The organism is Streptosporangium sp. NPDC053982, assembly GCF_055585205.1.
Map to the genome: position 1 here is coordinate 194,871 of NZ_JBVJKQ010000001.1, position 15,562 is coordinate 210,432.

14 protein-coding genes are annotated in these 15,562 nt (G+C 72.7%); 5 read left to right on the forward strand and 9 right to left on the reverse strand.

The window, feature by feature from the left end; genetic code table 11:
• Positions 1 to 170: 170 nt before the first annotated feature.
• From ACZ6W9_RS00910 to ACZ6W9_RS00925, 4 genes are all read left to right on the forward strand, one after another.
• Positions 171 to 833 (forward strand): AMIN-like domain-containing (lipo)protein, encoded by a 663-nt coding sequence (locus ACZ6W9_RS00910; RefSeq protein WP_470116497.1) that lies wholly within the window; start codon positions 171 to 173, stop codon positions 831 to 833.
• Positions 834 to 994: 161 nt separating this feature from the next.
• On the forward strand, positions 995 to 1,348 hold the full coding sequence (locus tag ACZ6W9_RS00915; protein ID WP_389958343.1) for a cupin domain-containing protein: 354 nt from the start codon (positions 995 to 997) through the stop codon (positions 1,346 to 1,348).
• Between the two features lie 73 nt (positions 1,349 to 1,421).
• Entirely contained in the window at positions 1,422 to 2,501 is a 1,080-nt protein-coding gene (locus ACZ6W9_RS00920) for an adenosine deaminase (protein ID WP_362928786.1), read from the forward strand.
• 28 nt (positions 2,502 to 2,529) lie between these two features.
• Positions 2,530 to 3,267, forward strand: coding sequence for a PH domain-containing protein (locus tag ACZ6W9_RS00925; protein ID WP_389958347.1), 738 nt, complete (start codon positions 2,530 to 2,532; stop codon positions 3,265 to 3,267).
• Positions 3,268 to 3,736: 469 nt separating this feature from the next.
• Here ACZ6W9_RS00925 and ACZ6W9_RS00930 read toward each other — a convergent pair whose 3' ends face one another.
• The 3 genes from ACZ6W9_RS00930 to ACZ6W9_RS00940 all read right to left on the reverse strand — a co-directional run bounded on the left by ACZ6W9_RS00930 (position 3,737) and on the right by ACZ6W9_RS00940 (position 7,718).
• On the reverse strand, positions 3,737 to 5,203 hold the full coding sequence (locus tag ACZ6W9_RS00930) for an ATP-binding protein (protein ID WP_470116498.1): 1,467 nt from the start codon (positions 5,201 to 5,203) through the stop codon (positions 3,737 to 3,739).
• 89 nt (positions 5,204 to 5,292) lie between these two features.
• Complete coding sequence (locus tag ACZ6W9_RS00935) at positions 5,293 to 6,276, reverse strand: asparaginase (RefSeq protein WP_470116499.1); 984 nt, start codon at positions 6,274 to 6,276, stop codon at positions 5,293 to 5,295.
• The gene (locus tag ACZ6W9_RS00940) at positions 6,276 to 7,718 is read right to left on the reverse strand and encodes a cytosine permease (protein ID WP_470116500.1); all 1,443 of its coding nucleotides are present in this window, start codon (positions 7,716 to 7,718) and stop codon (positions 6,276 to 6,278) included. Before ACZ6W9_RS00940 ends, ACZ6W9_RS00935 begins: the two co-directional genes overlap by 1 nt.
• 104 nt (positions 7,719 to 7,822) lie before the next feature.
• Between ACZ6W9_RS00940 and ACZ6W9_RS00945 the strand changes: the two genes are divergently transcribed.
• Entirely contained in the window at positions 7,823 to 9,388 is a 1,566-nt protein-coding gene (locus tag ACZ6W9_RS00945) for a PucR family transcriptional regulator (RefSeq protein ID WP_470116501.1), read from the forward strand.
• 130 nt (positions 9,389 to 9,518) lie between these two features.
• Here the strand turns inward: ACZ6W9_RS00945 and ACZ6W9_RS00950 are convergent, their stop codons facing one another.
• From ACZ6W9_RS00950 to ACZ6W9_RS00975, 6 genes are all read right to left on the reverse strand, one after another.
• On the reverse strand, positions 9,519 to 10,385 hold the full coding sequence (locus ACZ6W9_RS00950; protein ID WP_389958360.1) for a polysaccharide deacetylase family protein: 867 nt from the start codon (positions 10,383 to 10,385) through the stop codon (positions 9,519 to 9,521).
• Between the two features lie 27 nt (positions 10,386 to 10,412).
• A complete protein-coding gene (locus ACZ6W9_RS00955) occupies positions 10,413 to 11,552 on the reverse strand; it encodes an oxidoreductase (RefSeq protein WP_470116502.1) in 1,140 nt (379 codons plus the stop codon).
• Between the two features lie 42 nt (positions 11,553 to 11,594).
• Positions 11,595 to 12,206, reverse strand: coding sequence for a DUF1989 domain-containing protein (locus tag ACZ6W9_RS00960; RefSeq protein WP_470116503.1), 612 nt, complete (start codon positions 12,204 to 12,206; stop codon positions 11,595 to 11,597).
• A 142-nt stretch (positions 12,207 to 12,348) separates the two neighbouring features.
• Positions 12,349 to 13,995 (reverse strand): phospho-sugar mutase, encoded by a 1,647-nt coding sequence (locus tag ACZ6W9_RS00965; protein ID WP_389958370.1) that lies wholly within the window; start codon positions 13,993 to 13,995, stop codon positions 12,349 to 12,351.
• A 133-nt stretch (positions 13,996 to 14,128) separates the two neighbouring features.
• Positions 14,129 to 14,932, reverse strand: coding sequence for a purine-nucleoside phosphorylase (locus tag ACZ6W9_RS00970; protein WP_389958373.1), 804 nt, complete (start codon positions 14,930 to 14,932; stop codon positions 14,129 to 14,131).
• A 99-nt stretch (positions 14,933 to 15,031) separates the two neighbouring features.
• On the reverse strand, positions 15,032 to 15,484 hold the full coding sequence (locus ACZ6W9_RS00975) for a gamma-glutamylcyclotransferase family protein (protein WP_179819533.1): 453 nt from the start codon (positions 15,482 to 15,484) through the stop codon (positions 15,032 to 15,034).
• Between the last annotated feature and the right edge of the window lie 78 nt (positions 15,485 to 15,562).

Sequence of the window (15,562 nt, forward strand, 5' to 3'; positions counted from 1 at the left end):
CGGCCGTGCGGCCCGAAAGGACCGAAGCCCCCGTCCTTTCGGGCCGCACGGCCTTGATTCCGCCACGTTCCCCACCTGACCTGCGATGATCGAAGCGGTGCGGTGGCCGGTGCCGTCCACGGGGTGAACCGCCCCCGCCCCCGGGGCATCTAAGACGTAGGAGGCCCACCATGAAGCGCATCCGCGTCGCCCTCACCCTCGTCCTTCTCGGCCTGCCGGCCGCCGGCTGCGGCGCCGCCGCACGGGACGCCGGCTTCACCCCCGCCGACCCACCGGCCGCCACGGCGACCTCGGACGCCCCGGAGGATCCGGGCGCCTCCTCGGACCCCGCCGCGCCGCCGTCCTCCCCGTCCTCCTCGTCGTCCCCGTCGGCTCCGCCGGTCGCGCGGCCGGGGCAGAAGCCCCCGACGAGCACCCGGGAGGTCGAGGTCGAGCGCGACCTCGACGAGTCGCCGATCGTCACCGGCGCGCGGTTCGCCGAGCACGACGGGTTCGACCGCGTGGTGATCGACGTGAAGGGGGCACTGCCGGGCTACACCGTGCGCTGGGTGCCCAAACTGGTCCAGGAGGGGTCGGGCGACCCGATCGACGCCGTCGGCGGGGCCTACCTGGAGGTGAAGATGCGGCCGGCCGCGGCGCACGGCGACTCCGGGAAGCCCACCTGGACGGGTGGGCCGGTCTTCCAGGCCCAGCTGGGCAACGTGCAGAACGTGGTCAAGACCGGCGACTTCGAGGGCGTGGTGGGCGTCGGCATCGTCCTGGACCACCGGGCGGGGTTCCGGGTGACGGAGCAGCGGAGCCCGAACCGGCTGGTCGTCGACGTCGCCCACTGACCGGTCCGCAGCGATCCGTGGAGGGTCACGGCCGGTCCGCGGCGGGCTCACGATCGGTCTGCGGCGGTTCGTAGCGGTTCGCGGAGGATCACGGTCGGTTCGTGGCGAGCCACGGCCGGTTCGAGGCCGGTTCGTGGCCTGGAAAATGACAAACTGGTCGTATGGTACGCAGAATCGACAGCGCGACACGGATCCCGGTCCCCGGCGGCAAGGTGATCGAGGAGTACGTCGGCCGCGTCAACAGCGGTGACGAGGCCCTCTCGATCGCCCGCATGAAGGCCCCGGCGGGGTGGGAGGAACCGGCCCAGACCCCGGAGTTCGCCGAGTACACGCTGGTCCTCAAGGGCGTCGTCATCGTCGAGCACGCCGGTGGGACGACCGAGGTCGGCGCCGGGCAGGCGTTCGTGAGCGAGCCGGGGGAGAAGATCCGCTACAGCAGCGGCCCCGAGGGCGCCGAGTACGTCGCGGTCTGCCTGCCCGCCTTCTCGCCCGAGAGCGCCGGACGCGAGGAGTAGCCGGACGCGGGGAGCGGGCGGGGCCGCTCTGTCCGCAAGATTTCCGTTCCGACCTGCGACATAAGATGGCGAGATGAGTCAGCTACCCACCCTTGAGGAGATCCGCCGGGCTCCGAAGGTGTTGCTCCATGATCACCTCGACGGTGGTCTGCGGCCGGAGACCATCGTGGAGCTCGCCCGCGAGACGGGCTACGACCGGCTGCCCACGACCGATCCGGAGGAGCTGCGGACCTGGTTCCGCGAGGCGTCCGACTCCGGTTCACTGGAGCGCTACCTGGAGACCTTCGACCACACGGTCGGCGTCATGCAGACGCGCGAGTCGCTGGTCCGCGTCGCCGCCGAGTGCGCGGAGGACCTGGCGGCCGACGGCGTCGTCTACGCCGAGGTGCGTTACGCCCCCGAGCAGCACACCTCGGCCGGGCTCAGCCTGGAGGAGGTCATCGAGGCCGTCCTGGAGGGCTTCCGGATCGGCTCCGAGGGCCGCGACATCCGGGTGGGCACCCTGCTCACCGCGATGCGCCACCAGGCCAGGTCCATGGAGATCGCCGAGCTCGCGGTCCGCTACCGCGACGTCGGCGTGGCGGGCTTCGACATCGCCGGGGCCGAGGCGGGTTATCCTCCGACCCGCCATCTCGACGCGTTCGAGTACCTCCAGCGGGAGAACGCCCACTTCACCATCCACGCCGGTGAGGCGTTCGGGCTGCCGTCGATCTGGCAGGCGATCCAGTGGTGCGGCGCCGACCGCCTGGGCCACGGGGTGCGCATCATCGACGACATCACGGTGACGGGTGACGGCGAGGCCAAGCTCGGACGGCTCGCCGCCTACGTCCGCGACAAGCGCATCCCGCTGGAGATGTGCCCGACCTCCAACCTGCAGACCGGCGCGGCGCCGTCCATCGCCGAGCACCCGATCGGCCTGCTGCGGAAACTGAACTTCCGGGTCACCGTCAACACCGACAACCGGCTGATGAGCGGCACCACCGTCTCGCAGGAGTTCGCCAAGCTGTCGGAGGCGTTCGGCTACGGCTGGGACGACCTGCAGTGGTTCACGATCAACGCCATGAAGTCGGCGTTCCTGCCGTTCGACGAGCGCCTCGCGCTGATCAACGGTGTCATCAAGCCCGGTCTCGCGCGGCTCAAGTGGCAGGCGTGAGCGGGGCTCCGGGAGTGGGGTCGGTGTCATGAAGCAGGTGTTCCGGTCGAGGGCCGCGTTGATCCTCGGCTGGGTCTGGACGGCGTTCGCCGCGCTCAACGCGGTGGACCTCGTCGTCCGCTACAGCGGGCCGGAGTCGATGGTCGCGGGCGCGGTGCTGGCGGTCATCACCGCGCTGGTCTACATCACCTGCCTGCGCCCCGGGGTCGTGCTGGCCGAGGACGGCGTGCTGGTGCGCAACCCGCTCAGGGACACGTTCTTCCCCTGGGCGGCCGTGGACGACGTCGCGGTCTCCCACGCGATCAAGATCACTTCTGGTGACGCGGTCGTGCGCTGCTGGACGCCGCAGACCTCCGGCCGCGAGCGGGCGTCGGCCACGCGGCGGGCACGGCCCGCCCGCACCGGCGGGCGGTTCCGCACCGAGGCGACGCCCACCAAGGGGGAGCAGGCCGCGGCCGAGCTGCTGGCGGGCAAGACCCACGCCGACTGGGTGGCCGAGCAGATCGCCGAGCGGGCCGAGTCCGCCCGGCGGGCCTCCGCCTTCACCGCCGCGCAGCCCACCGGCACGACGGGGACCCCCGACGCGAGCGGCACCTCGGGTACGGCCGGAACCCCCGGCTCCGGTACGGCCGGCACGGCCGCCGGGAGCACCGGGGACACGGGAGACGCCGCGCGGACCCCGGTCAGGTCCGTCTGGGCCCCGGCCGCCATGGTCGCCCTGCTGGGCGCGCTCGCCGTGGTGATCGCCGCCGTGGTGGTCTCCTGACGGGAGACACCGGGTCGTTCCGACCTCACGTGCTCCGGGCCCTGGACCACGGAACACGGACCCGGGGTCTGGGCCACGGGCGGGTGTGGCCGCGCGCCGTCCCCGCCCGCCGTACCCCCTTCCCGCCCGCCCGGCCACGACCCGTCACCGTAAAGACGCCTCCGCCTCCGAGGCGGCGTGGAAACCTGTCGGTTTCCCGCCCCGTCGAATGTCGGTCGGCGGTCCGTGAACTGTCGGTTCCAAGCCCCGTGAAATGTCGGTGTTGCTGCCCTGAGCTGCGGTTCCAAGCGACCGTCGAATGTCGGTCGGCACCCCGTGAACTGTCGGTTACGCAACCCGTGAAATGTCGGTGATCCTGGTCCGGGCCGGGCCGGGTGCACGGTCGGTGTATGCGGCCGGGCACGGTCTCGTCATCGGGTGGAGGGCTCGTGGTGTTCCGCCGCCACGGCGCGTACGGGACCGTTGTCGGTTACTCGCCGGCGGCCGGTTCGCCGGGTGGCTCATCCTTCGGCGGGTCGGCTTCGAGGCGCCAGGCGCCGATCAGGTCCTCCGGCGTGATCAGTCTCACCTCGCCGGTCGTGGCCCCGCTGCGGGAGACGGCGAGCAGCGGGGTGGAGGCGTCGGCGCCCGGGAGCCTGGACCGGTGGACGATCAGCTCGTTCAGGTCGTGCCGGTCGAACGGCCGGTTCTCCAGCCATTTGACGGATCCGACCACGGTGATCTTTTTGGCGATCGGTTCGCGGTCCGCTCCGACGATGTCGATCTCCGGGTCGTTGGTGCGGGTCCAGTAGCCGCCGACGGCTCCAGTCTGCTCGGGCAGTCCGTCCATGCGCCGCAGGGACTCCCGGATGACCGGTTCGACCGCGGTTCCCCGCCAGGACGTCCACGTCCGCTGGAAGTTGGCGAGGGCCAGGTCGCCCCTGTCCCTTTCGATCTCCGGGAGCCAAGGGCCGACGAAGGCCAGCCAGAACCGCAGGTGCGTGTCCGCGATGTGGTATCGGGTCTCGCGTGATGGCCGGGTGGAGAGTGGAAGCTCGGCGGTGACCAGCCGTTTCTCCAACAGGAGCTGCAAGGCCCGGTTGAGCGAGGCCCTCGGGACGCCGGGGACCGCCCGCTCTATCGAGGAGCGGGTGCGCTGGCCCGAGCCGATCGCGCCGAGCACGATCCGTGCCTGGGCGTCGGGCGGCAGCTCGGCGGAGAGGGCGCGTTCGCCGCTCACGATCAGGGACGACGTGGAGTCCGTCAGGGCTTCCCGGAGGTACTCCTGGACGGAGAGCCCCGGCTCCCACTCCTCGCAGAGCATCGGCAGGCCGCCGGTCACCAGATGGGCGTCCACGGCGGTGGCCGCGGGCAGCTCCAGCTTGTCGGCCACGTCCGCCGGGGTGAGCGGGCTGACCACCATCTCGGTGGCCCGCATGTAGAAGGGCCGGTCGTACTGGTTGATCGCCTCCATCATCGACAGATCGGAGCCGATCAGGATGAGCAGCACGGGCAGGCGAGAGAACTCCCGGTCGAACAGCACCTGGAGGACGCTTTCGAGGTCGGGGCTGCTCGCGATCAGATAAGGCAGCTCGTCGATGACCACGACACTCGGGGCGTCCGGAGGGAGTGAGGCGGCCAGGAGACGCAGGGCGGAGTCCCAGGAGTCCGGTGACTGCCCGGTCAGCAGGTGGGCGGAGGGGAGGTCGGATGTGGAGGCGGCCTCGACGAACCTCCGGATCTGCTGCATCTCGGAGCCGCGGGTGGCCGAGTAGAAGAGATGGGGGACTCCGGCGCGCCGGATGAACTCCTCGGCCAGGCGTGACTTGCCGACCCGGCGTCGGCCGCGCATGAGGATGGCCCGGCCCGGCCGGCCGACGCGGTCCCCCGCCTCGACCTTGGACAGCAGCCTGCGCAGCTTGCCGAGCTCCCGTGACCTTCCGATGAACCCGTCCACGGCTCGATGGTCTCATTTCTGGGACACTCATTTCCGAGTGTCCCAGAAATGAGACTCTCAGCTTTGAGACTCTTAGCTTTGAGACCGTCTTACAGACCGAGGTGCGGGACCAGGCGGGCCAGTGCCCTGTCCGGGCGTGGTTCGGCGGCGAGGGCGGTCGCGAGCAGGACCCGTGCCTTGGGTGCGCGCAGCGACCCGGCGAACACCGCTCCCGCCTCGGCCAGGTCGACGCCGCCGCCCGCGCCGTACACCGGGGTCACCGGCCCCCGGGCGCAGCGGGAGGTGACGAGCACGGTGACGCCGTCGGCGACGCACGAGCGGATCTCGCGGAGCACCCCGGGCGTGGGGTTCCCCGCGCCCAGAGCCTCGACCACCAGCCCGCGGGCGCCGGCGGCCGCGCACGCCGCCACCTGGACGCCGTCGGCGTCCGGATGGACGGGCACGATGTCCACCCGGGGCTGCGGGCCCGCCATCTCCGCCAGGTCGAATCCGGCGGGACGCACGGGATGGAAGGCGATCCGGACCCGGTCGCCGGAGACCCGGCCGACGGGACCGTGGCCGGGGGAGGCGAACGCCTCGGGGGCGAGGGTGTCGGCCTTGGTCGCGTGCCGGGCGGCGTGGACGAGCCCGGCCATGGCGACGAGCGCGCCGAGTCCGCGTGCCGCGGGGTCGGCGGCCACCCGTACGGCGTCGCGGATGTTGCGCGGCCCGCCCCCGTCGGGTTCGGCCGCGTGCCGCTGGGCTCCGGTGAAGACCACGGTGCTCCCCGGGGGGAGGAGCAGGTCGAGCAGGTAGGCGCTCTCCTCCATGGTGTCGGTGCCGTGCGTGACGACGACGCCGTCCACCTCGGGGTCGCGGACCTCGGCCACGATCCGCCCGGCGAGTTCGAGCATCCGGGCCCGGGTGAGGTTGAAGCTGTGTTCGAGCATCACCTCGCGGACCTCGGTCGTCACGGCCGTCTCCGCGGCGGTGACCAGTCGGTGGCCGGGAACCGCCACGCTGACCCCGCCCTCCGGAGCCGGGCGTGAGGCGATCGTGCCGCCGGTCGTCAGGATGCGGATCCTCGGTCCCATCAGGACAGCGCCCCCTCGCGTGCCACGCCCAGACCGGCGTGGGCCCTGCGTGCCCGGACGGAGAGCAGGCAGTACAGGCCGCCGGCCACCAGCCCTCCCGACAACCAGGAGAAGTCGGTGCCGCCCAGCGCGCGGGCGATCGGCCCCTGCGTCGCCGGGACGAGCCCGAACTGCCAGCTCCACGCCGCGACCAGCCCGAGGCCGAGGCTGACCAGGGCTCTGCGGTTCACCGTGCCGTACGGCGAGGCGTCGTCCCGGTACAGCGAGGCCACGTCCATCCGTCCCCCGCGGAGCACGAAGAAGTCCACCAGCACGATGCTCGCCCACGGGCTGATCCACACCAGGATCGAGACCATCCAGTTGTCGAAGGCGTGGGCGAAGCTGTCGGCCTGGACGAACACCACCAGGACGGCCGACGCCGCCGCGCCGGCGACGAGGGTGAGCTTCCACCGGGCGACGCGCACGCCGATCGACAGCGCGGCGAGCGAGCAGGAGTACAGGTTCAGGATGTTGGTGGCGACCGGCCCGTGCATGATCAGGAGCAGGACGGGCAGCGCCATCACGCCGAACACCTCGGTCACCAGCGTGGACGGATCGGCGCCGGCGCCCGCACTGGCCAGGCACGCGCCGAGGGCGGCCAGCCAGACGGTCGGCACGTACGTGCCGAGCGCGGTCGACCAGAACACCGACCGGTCGGAGGACCGGACCCGGACGAAACGACTGTAGTCCGCCGAGTAGGGAAGCCAGCTGATCCCCCAGCCGATGCCGATGGCGGTGAGCAGCTGGGTGACGGCGGTGACCTTGGACACCGGGGTCACGGCGGTGGTGGCCGTCCAGTCGAGGGTGGTCCTGGAGAGCGCGATCACCGTCATGATCACCATGATCAGCACGGTGATCGGCACCGTGTACTTCTCGAAGGTGCGGATGGCGTAGAAGCCGTACAGCGCGAGGCCGAGCTGGACCGCCATGATGATCGCGGCGACCCCGTACTTCAGGCCGGCACCGCCTTCGACGCCGAACCGCTGGAGGATCGCCATCACCAGGTCGAGCACGACCCAGGTGTTGACGCCGACCCAGCCCATGGTCAGCAGGCCCTGCACCAGGCCGGGGACGACGGCGCCCCTGCGGCCGAACGACGCGCGGCCGAGGACCATCTGGTTCACCCCGGTACGGTGCCCCATGACGTTGAACAGTCCGAAGACGGCGCATCCGACGAGGTTGCCGACGGCGATCACGGCCAGGGTCTCCAGCAGACTCAGCCCGAGGGTGATGCCCAGGGCTCCGAGCACCCAGTTGATCGGTGCGATGTTGGCTCCCGACCAGATCCAGAACTGCTGCCACGGCGTGGAGTCACGAGCCGCCGGGGGGATGGGTTCGATGCCGTGTTCGTCGAAGCGGGCGGTCCCTGACACGTCCGCTCGGGCGGGGTCGCTGGTCGACATGGCTGCCTCCTTGGTGATGCGCACCACATAAGCACCCGGGTCACCGCCGTTCACAGTGGAGAAATATCTCCATATATCGCGATGGACATGGATATATTCACAGGGTGTTCACCCTGTCCTCCCTCACGCGGAACGCCTCGCTGAAGCTGCGCGTGCTCGTCCCCGGCCCGGCCGGGGTGATGGAGTCCCCGGTCGCCTGGATCCACAACACCGAGTTGCCGGACCCCTCCCGTTACGTGCGGGAACGCGAGCTCGTGCTGACCAACGGCCTGTGGCTCGACCGGGTGACCCCGGCGGAGTTCGTGGCCGGGCTGACGCGGGCGGGGGCGGCGGGGATCGTCTTCGGACTGCGTGAGGAGACCCCCGCGACGCCCCGGGAGCTGGTCCACGCCTGCCGGGAGGCCGGCCTGCCGCTGCTGGAGATCTCCCCCGCGGTCCCCTTCACCGCGGTCTCCGAGGCGGTCGCCGCCGTCTACGCCGAGGAACGCCAGGGCGAGCTGGTCGGCATGATCCGCAGGGGCGACGCGCTGGCCGGCGCGATCTCACACGGCGCCGGAGCCTCCGGCGTGCTCCAGGTGCTCCGGCGCGACCACGATCTGCCGCTCGCGGTGGTCGACTGGATGGGCCGGCTGATCGCGGCGGAGGGGGCCGGACTCGACGCCGGAGAGCTCCGGGAGGTGGCCGACGGACTCGCCCGCCGGCCGCCCGCGCTGGAGGTGTCCGTGGGACCGGCCGGACGCGCGACCCTGTTCCTGGTGGGCGCCGTCGGCGACGTCGACGCGGCCCTGGTCTGCCTCCGCCCGATGACGACCCTCGACCGGGCGGAGCGGGACGCGCTGGAGCAGGCGGCGCGCTTCCTCAGCCTGGAGGTGGCCAAGCGGCAGGCCGTACAGGCGATCGAGATGCGCTTCGCCGGTGAGCTGCGGGAGATGGTGCTCTCCGGTGGGCACCGGTCGGCCGAGGTGCCCGACAGGCTGCGGGCCTTCGGGGTGGACCCCGACGGCCCGCTGGCGGTGTGCGCCGTCGCCTTCGCCGAGGGCGAGGCCGCGACGCTGCCCGGTCTGGCCGAGGTCGTGGGAGGTTTCTTCGTGGCCGAGGGCGTACCGGTCGTGGTGGCGGGCGGCACCCAGGACGTCGTGGCGGTGCTGCCCTGGCGTTACTCCGGGCAGCGGCTGACGTCCATGGCGGAGCGGCTGGTCGAGGCGGTGGGACAGCGGTTCCCCGGGCGGCGTCCGGTGGCGGGTCTCGGTGACGTCGTCACCGGGTCGGCGGGGTTGCTGGAACCCCTGGTGCGGGCGCAGGACGCCTGCCGGGTCCTGCGCCGCGGCCGCAGCGGCCCCGCCGTGCGGTCCTTCGCCGAGCTGGGCGCGCACCGGCTGCTCCTGGGGCTGCAGGAATCCGGGACGCTGCGCGGTTTCGCCGACGAGGTGCTCGCGCCGATGCGGAGGTACGACGCCAGGCGGGGCGGGGAGCTGGAGCCGACGCTGCGTGCCTTCCTCGACCATGACGGGCACTGGGCGCTGACCGCCGCCGCGCTGCACGTCCACGTCAACACGCTGCGCAACCGGCTCTCCAGGATCGTGGAGCTGACCGGCCGGGACATCAACCGCACCGAGGGCCGGGTGGATCTGTTCCTGGCCCTGCGCGCCGACGACATGGCCTCGCGGTGAGAGCACGCGGGCCGGCGCGTCCGCACCGCGCGGCGGACCGGATCCCGGGCCCGCTCCGGACGGCGCCGTCCGGACGGGCCCGGGATCCGGGGACGGGCCGCCCGAGCCGCCCGGCGGGGACGGACGTCGCTCAGCGGGGATAGACCTCCGGGTCCGCCTCGGGCGCCCGGTGCGGGCGCCTGGCGAGCCCGGGATCGGCCGCCGCCGCCCTCGCCACGTCGCGGCAGCGGGCGAACCGCACGTCCCCGCACGCGAGCGCGTACTCGACGAACCGGCGCAGGGCCAGGGCCCTTCCCGGGCGGCCCGACAGGAAGGGGTGCGCGCACAGGTTGAACAGGGAGCGGTAGTGCCGCATGCCGTCCAGCTCCGCGCACCACATCTCCAGCACCTTCGCCGGTGACTCGATGACCGATCCGACGTGCGGCTCGGGAAGGTAGGCGTACTGCTCCCAGTCGTCCAGCGACCAGTGCACCGGCAACTCGACGATCTCCCCGTGCTCCGTGGGGAGCCGGTAGGGGCGGTCGTCGCCCATCAGCGACGAGTCGTAGAGCAGGCCGTACTCGGCGACGAGCCCGGCGGTGCGCCAGGTGGCCTCCCACAGCGCCGCCCGGTATCCGGTGATCTCGATGCCCTGGCCGGAGAACACCTCCAGCGCCCGGGCGAAGTCGTCCCGCTCCTCCTGGAAGGTCATCGACGTGGGCGGGCGGTGACTGTAGGAGTGGTGGGCCACCTCGTGCCCCCGCTCCACGATCGACCCGGCCAGACCCGGGCGGTGCTCGGCCACCCAGCCCGGCACGAAGAACGTCGCGGGCACGTCGAGGTCGTCGAGCAGGTCCAGGATGCGGGGCAACCCGACATCCGGCCCGTACGCCTGGTGCGACATCGTGCTCGCGTGCCCGGCGTAGCGGCGTCCCCGCGCGAGGATCGGCGTCTCGGCGTCGACGTCGAAGGTCAGCGTCACGACGGCGGCGGCCTCGCCGCACCAGTCCGTACTCATGTCGGCCACCATCCTCCTCGGAAGAGGTCACGCCCCGGTCAGGGCGGAGCGCCGCCACCGGCGCGCGTTGTCCAGGGTCGCCATGGGTTGCAGCATCATGTGGTCGAAGTCTTCCAGCGGCGTCCCGTCCGCCAGGCGGCGGGGCAGGTCGGGGGAGGCCAGAGCCGCCCGGCCGATGGACAGGAAGTCCGCGTGCCCGTCCGCCAGGACCTTCGCGGCCTGGCCGAAGTCGTGCATGCCGCCGTTGGCGATCACCGGCAGACCGCTCACCCTGCGGGCCAGACCGGTGATCGTGACGCCGTTCTCCATCCGCGCGGTCTCGATCCAGTCCCGGCCCTCGCTGGCGATGTGCAGATACGTCGCGTTCGCGTCGGCCAGCGCCCCGAAGACGGTCTCGGCGTCGTGGACGCCTCCGGGCCACCGGTGGGTGAAGTCGTTGACCTTCGTCTGGGACAGGCGGACGCCGACGCAGAAGTCCGGTCCCACTTCCGCGCGGATGGCCGCCACGACCTCCGCGGCCAGACGGATCCGGTTGGTGACGGGGCCGCCGTAGCGGTCCTCGCGCCGGTTGGTGTAGTCCGTGAGGAACTGGTCCAGCAGGTAGCCGTTGGCGCCGTGCACCTCGACCCCGTCGAAGCCCGCCTCACGCGCGCGCACCGCCGACTCGGCGAAGCCGCGCACCGCGGCCTCGATGTCGGCCTCGTCCATCGCCCTCGGCGTCGGCCACGGCCCGTGACCGCCGTACTCGGGCATCTTCTCCCCCAGAGGCGGCACGGCGGACGGGCCGGTGGTGTCGTCACGGTAGCGGTTGCCCTGCGACAACGCCCCGGCGTGCATGAGCTGCAGCACGACGGCCGCCCCCGCCTCGTGCACGCGTCCGGTGACCTCCCGCCAGGCCGCCGCATGCTCCGGGGACACGATCCCCGGCTGGTTGAGGTATCCCTGGCTGTGGACGGTGTCGGTGTAGGTGCCCTCGGTGATCACCAGCCCGAACCCGCCTCGGGCGAACTCGGCGTAGTACTCGGCCATCTCGTCGGTCGGCGTGCCGTCCGGGGCCGCCGAGACCCTGGTCATCGGCGAGACCACCAGCCTGTTGGTCGGCGTGAGCTCCCCGATCCGTCCCGCTTCCAGCGCCGGGTGCCCGATGCCGGAGGTGAAAACGCTCATGTCTGGACTTCCTTCTCGTAGGTATGTGGGAAGAACGGCCGGTCACCCGGACAGCACGTCGATCGCCAGCGGAGACGGGCCGTTCCCGTTGATCCCGACCAGGTCCTGGGGGCACGCGGACAGCACCACGACGCAGTCCATGACCGCCTCGAAGGTGATCGCGTCGCCCGCGCGGCTGACCGCGGGCAGCCAGCGGAGCTCTCCGGACTCCTGGACGGGGATGCGCATGAACACGTTGACCGGCTGGGGCGTGACGCCGCTGGTCAGCCCCAGCCCGGTGAGGGAACGGTGCAGGTTCTCCGCGCAGGAGGCGTGGGTCCCGCGCACGCCGAGCGCGGCGTAACGCGCCGGATCGCACGCGGCGATCAGCATGTCGTGCCAGCCGGGGGAGGTGTCGGAGACCAGCGTCAGGATCGGCCTGCGCCGGTCGGTGAGGAACGGCTCCCCGACCGCGGGGAACAACCGGCTCGTACGGCTGCGCGTGTGCGAGGCGCTGAGGTGCTCGGCCGGGTCGCCGGCGGCGAAGGCGAACAGGTCACCCACCTGGCCGCCCTCCAGGTCCACGACGCGCACCCGCTGCCCGGCGGTCACCGTGACCGCGCGTCCCTCGCGAGCGGGCACGACGACCCGTTCCTCGACCGTTGTCGGTTTCATGCCCGGTAGCAAACCACCCGGCGGACCGGTCACGCCATGGAGGTTCCTCCGGCATCCGGCCCCCGGAATGGACGTATCTCCATCTCGGGGGCCGGGCGGGCTCAGAGGGCCGGGCGGGCTCAGCTCAGAGGGCCGGGCGGGCTCAGAGGCCCAGGGCGGACGACAGGTCGGCGCGGAGGGCGTCCAGGTCGGCGGCGGCCCGAGCCCGCGCCTCGGAGACCTCCCCGGCGACCGGGACGACGACCTCCAGGTAGCACTTGAGCTTGGGCTCGGTGCCCGACGGGCGGACGACGACGCGGGCGCCGCCGGACAGCCGGTAGCGCAGGCCGTCGGTGGGCGGCAGGCCGCCCGCGCCCTCGCGCAGGTCGTCGGCGGACTCGACCTTCCGGCCGCCCAGCTCCACCGGCGGCGTGGCGCGCAGCCGGGCCATCGCGCCGGCGATCAGGGACAGGTCGTCCACCCGCACCGAGAGCTGGGAGGTGGCGTGCAGGCCGTACCGGCGGGCCTGGTCGTCGAGCAGGTCGAGCAGGGTGCGGCCGTCGCGTTTGGCGGCGGCGGCCAGGCCGGCGACGGTCAGCGCCGCCCCGATGCCGTCCTTGTCGCGGACCGGCAGGCCGGCGCCGGTGCCGACGCTGTAGCCCAGCGCCTCCTCGTAGCCGAAGACGAGGTCGCCGCCCTCGGCTCGCATGATCCACTTGAAGCCGGTGAGGGTCTCGGCGTGGCGCACGCCGTACCCGGCGGCGATCCTGCCGAGCAGGGAGGACGAGACGATGGTGGTGGCGACCAGGCGCCCGCCGCCGGAGGTGTTCCGGATCACGTGCTCGCCCAGCAGGGCTCCGAGCTCGTCGCCGGTGAGCATCCGGTGGCCGCCGTCCGGCAGGGGCACGCCCACCGCGCAGCGGTCGGCGTCGGGGTCGTTGGCCAGCACGATGTCCGCGCCGATCCGCCCGGCGAGCTCCAGCGCGAGGTCCATCGCGCCCGGCTCCTCCGGGTTGGGGAAGGCGACGGTGGGGAAGCCGGGGTCCGGGGCGGCCTGCGCCTCCACGATGGCCGGGGCCTCGAACCCGGCGGCCAGGAAGGCGCCGGTCAGCGTCACCGCCCCCACGCCGTGCAGCGGCGTGTAGGCCACCTTCAGGTCGCGGGCGTCGCCGATCGGCAGCGCGGTGACCGCGTCCACGTAGGAGGCCACGATCTCCTCGCCCAGCGTGGTCCAGGCGTCGTCGCCGGGGGAGCCGAGCGGCAGACCGGAGACGTCCCCGACGGCGTCGATCGCGTCGGAGATCTCCCGGTCCACCGGCGGCACGATCTGCGAGCCGTCGCCCCAGTAGACCTTGTAGCCGTTGTCCCGGGGCGGGTTGTGGCTGGCGGTGACCATCACGCCGGCGTCGGCGACGAGGTGCCGTACGGCGAAGGCCAGCACCGGGGTGGGCAGCGGGCCGGGCAGCACCGAGGCGCGCAGCCCGGCGCCGGTGAGCACGGCGGCGGTGTCGCGGGCGAAGACGTCGGAGTTGTGCCGGGCGTCGTAGCCGATCACGACGTGCCCGCCCGGTCCGAGCACCCGGGCCAGGCCCGCGGCGGCGCGCATGACGGTGACCCGGTTCATCCGGTTGGGGCCGGCGCCCAGCTCGCCGCGGAGCCCCGCGGTGCCGAACTCCAGCTTGGCCCCGAACCGCTCGCGCAGCGCCGCCTCGTCGCCGCCCTCCAGCAGCGCGCCGAGTTCGGCGCGGGTCTCCGGGTCGGGGTCCTGGGCCCGCCAGTCCCGTGCGAGCCGTACGAGATCGCTGTTCAACGTCGCCTCCTGCCGGCGGCGGCCCGCCGCCTCCGCCGGGTCCGTCATCGGTTCGGCCCGCCTCCGCGGGCCCTGCCGGGTGGTTGTCGGCGTCCCGGCCGTCTCACGAGGCCGGGACGGGGTCAAGGGTCGGTCAGAGCCTGTCGACGACCTTCGACAGCAGCCCGCCCATGCGCGCGGCGGTGGCGCGGCCGACCTCCAGCACCTCCTGGTGGTTCAGCGGCTCGCCCACCAGCCCGGCGCCCGGGTTGGTGACGAGCGAGATCCCCAGCACCTCCGCCCCGCCCTCGCGGGCGGCGACGGCCTCCAGCGCGGTGGACATGCCGACCATGTCGCCGCCGAGGACGCGGCACATGCGGACCTCGGCCGGGGTCTCGTACGTCGGGCCGCGGAACGCGACGTAGACGCCCTCCGCCATGGACGGGTCCACCTCGCGGACCAGGGCGCGCAGGCGCGGGGTGTAGACGTCGGTGAGGTCGACGAAGGTGGCGCCGGTGATCGGGTTGGCCCCGGTCAGGTTGATGTGGTCGCTGATCAGTACGGCCTCGCCGACCGCCTGGGTCTCCGGGCGCAGGCCGCCCGCGGCGTTGGTCAGCACGATCGTGCGGGCGCCGGCGGCGATCGCGGTCCGCACGCCGTGCACGACCGGCTCCACGCCGCGGCCCTCGTAGAGGTGGGTGCGGCCCAGGAAGATCAGCGCGATCTTGTCCTGCGCGGTCCGCACCGCGCGGATCCGGCCCGCGTGGCCCGCGACCAGCGGCGGGGCGAACCCGGGCAGGTCGGTCACCGGGACCTCGGCGATCGTCTCGCCGATCGCGTCGGCGGCCGGGACCCAGCCCGACCCCATCACCAGGGCGACATCGACGGACTCGACTCCCAGGGCGTCCTTGAGAGCGGTCGCGGCGTCCTCGGCGAGTGCATAAGGGTCATTCGTCACGCATCAGAGGTTACTCGCCGTTAGGACGGCACGTCGCTCAGCTGCCCGGGGACGAGCGAGGGCTCCGCCGCCGGCGGATCCGGTCCCCTGGCCCAGGGCTCAGCTTCCCAGGGACGAGCAGGGGCGCTCGCGCAGCGCCCGGACGTAGTCGTCCGGCGCCCCGGCCTTCTCCGCCGCCTCGGCCAGGATGCCGAGGTAGCGCGCCGAGGGCAGCCCGCCCTCGTAGCCGTCGAGCACGTAGAACCAGGCCACGACCTCACCCTCCAGGGTCTGCACCCGGAGCCTGACCTTGTGGTAGAGGCCGGCCGCGGCGCCCTCCCACTGGTCGAGGGTGGTCTCGTCCCATTCGGGCACGTCGTAGAGGACGACGAAGACCTGCTCTCCGGCCTCCTCCACGATGGTGGCGAGCGCGCCCTCCCAGCCGAGGTCGTTCCCGCCGAACGTCAGACGCCAGCCCTGAAGCCAGCCCGACCCCCGCATGGGGGAGTGGGGGGCCCGCTGGGCCATCTGCTTGGGGTCCATGTTGCTGCCGTAGGCGGCGTAGACAGGCACGGCACCAAACACTAATCGAAGAACCACCCGGCGATCACGCAGGCTCGGCCGACGGCGATTTTCGCCGGTGTGTCGCGG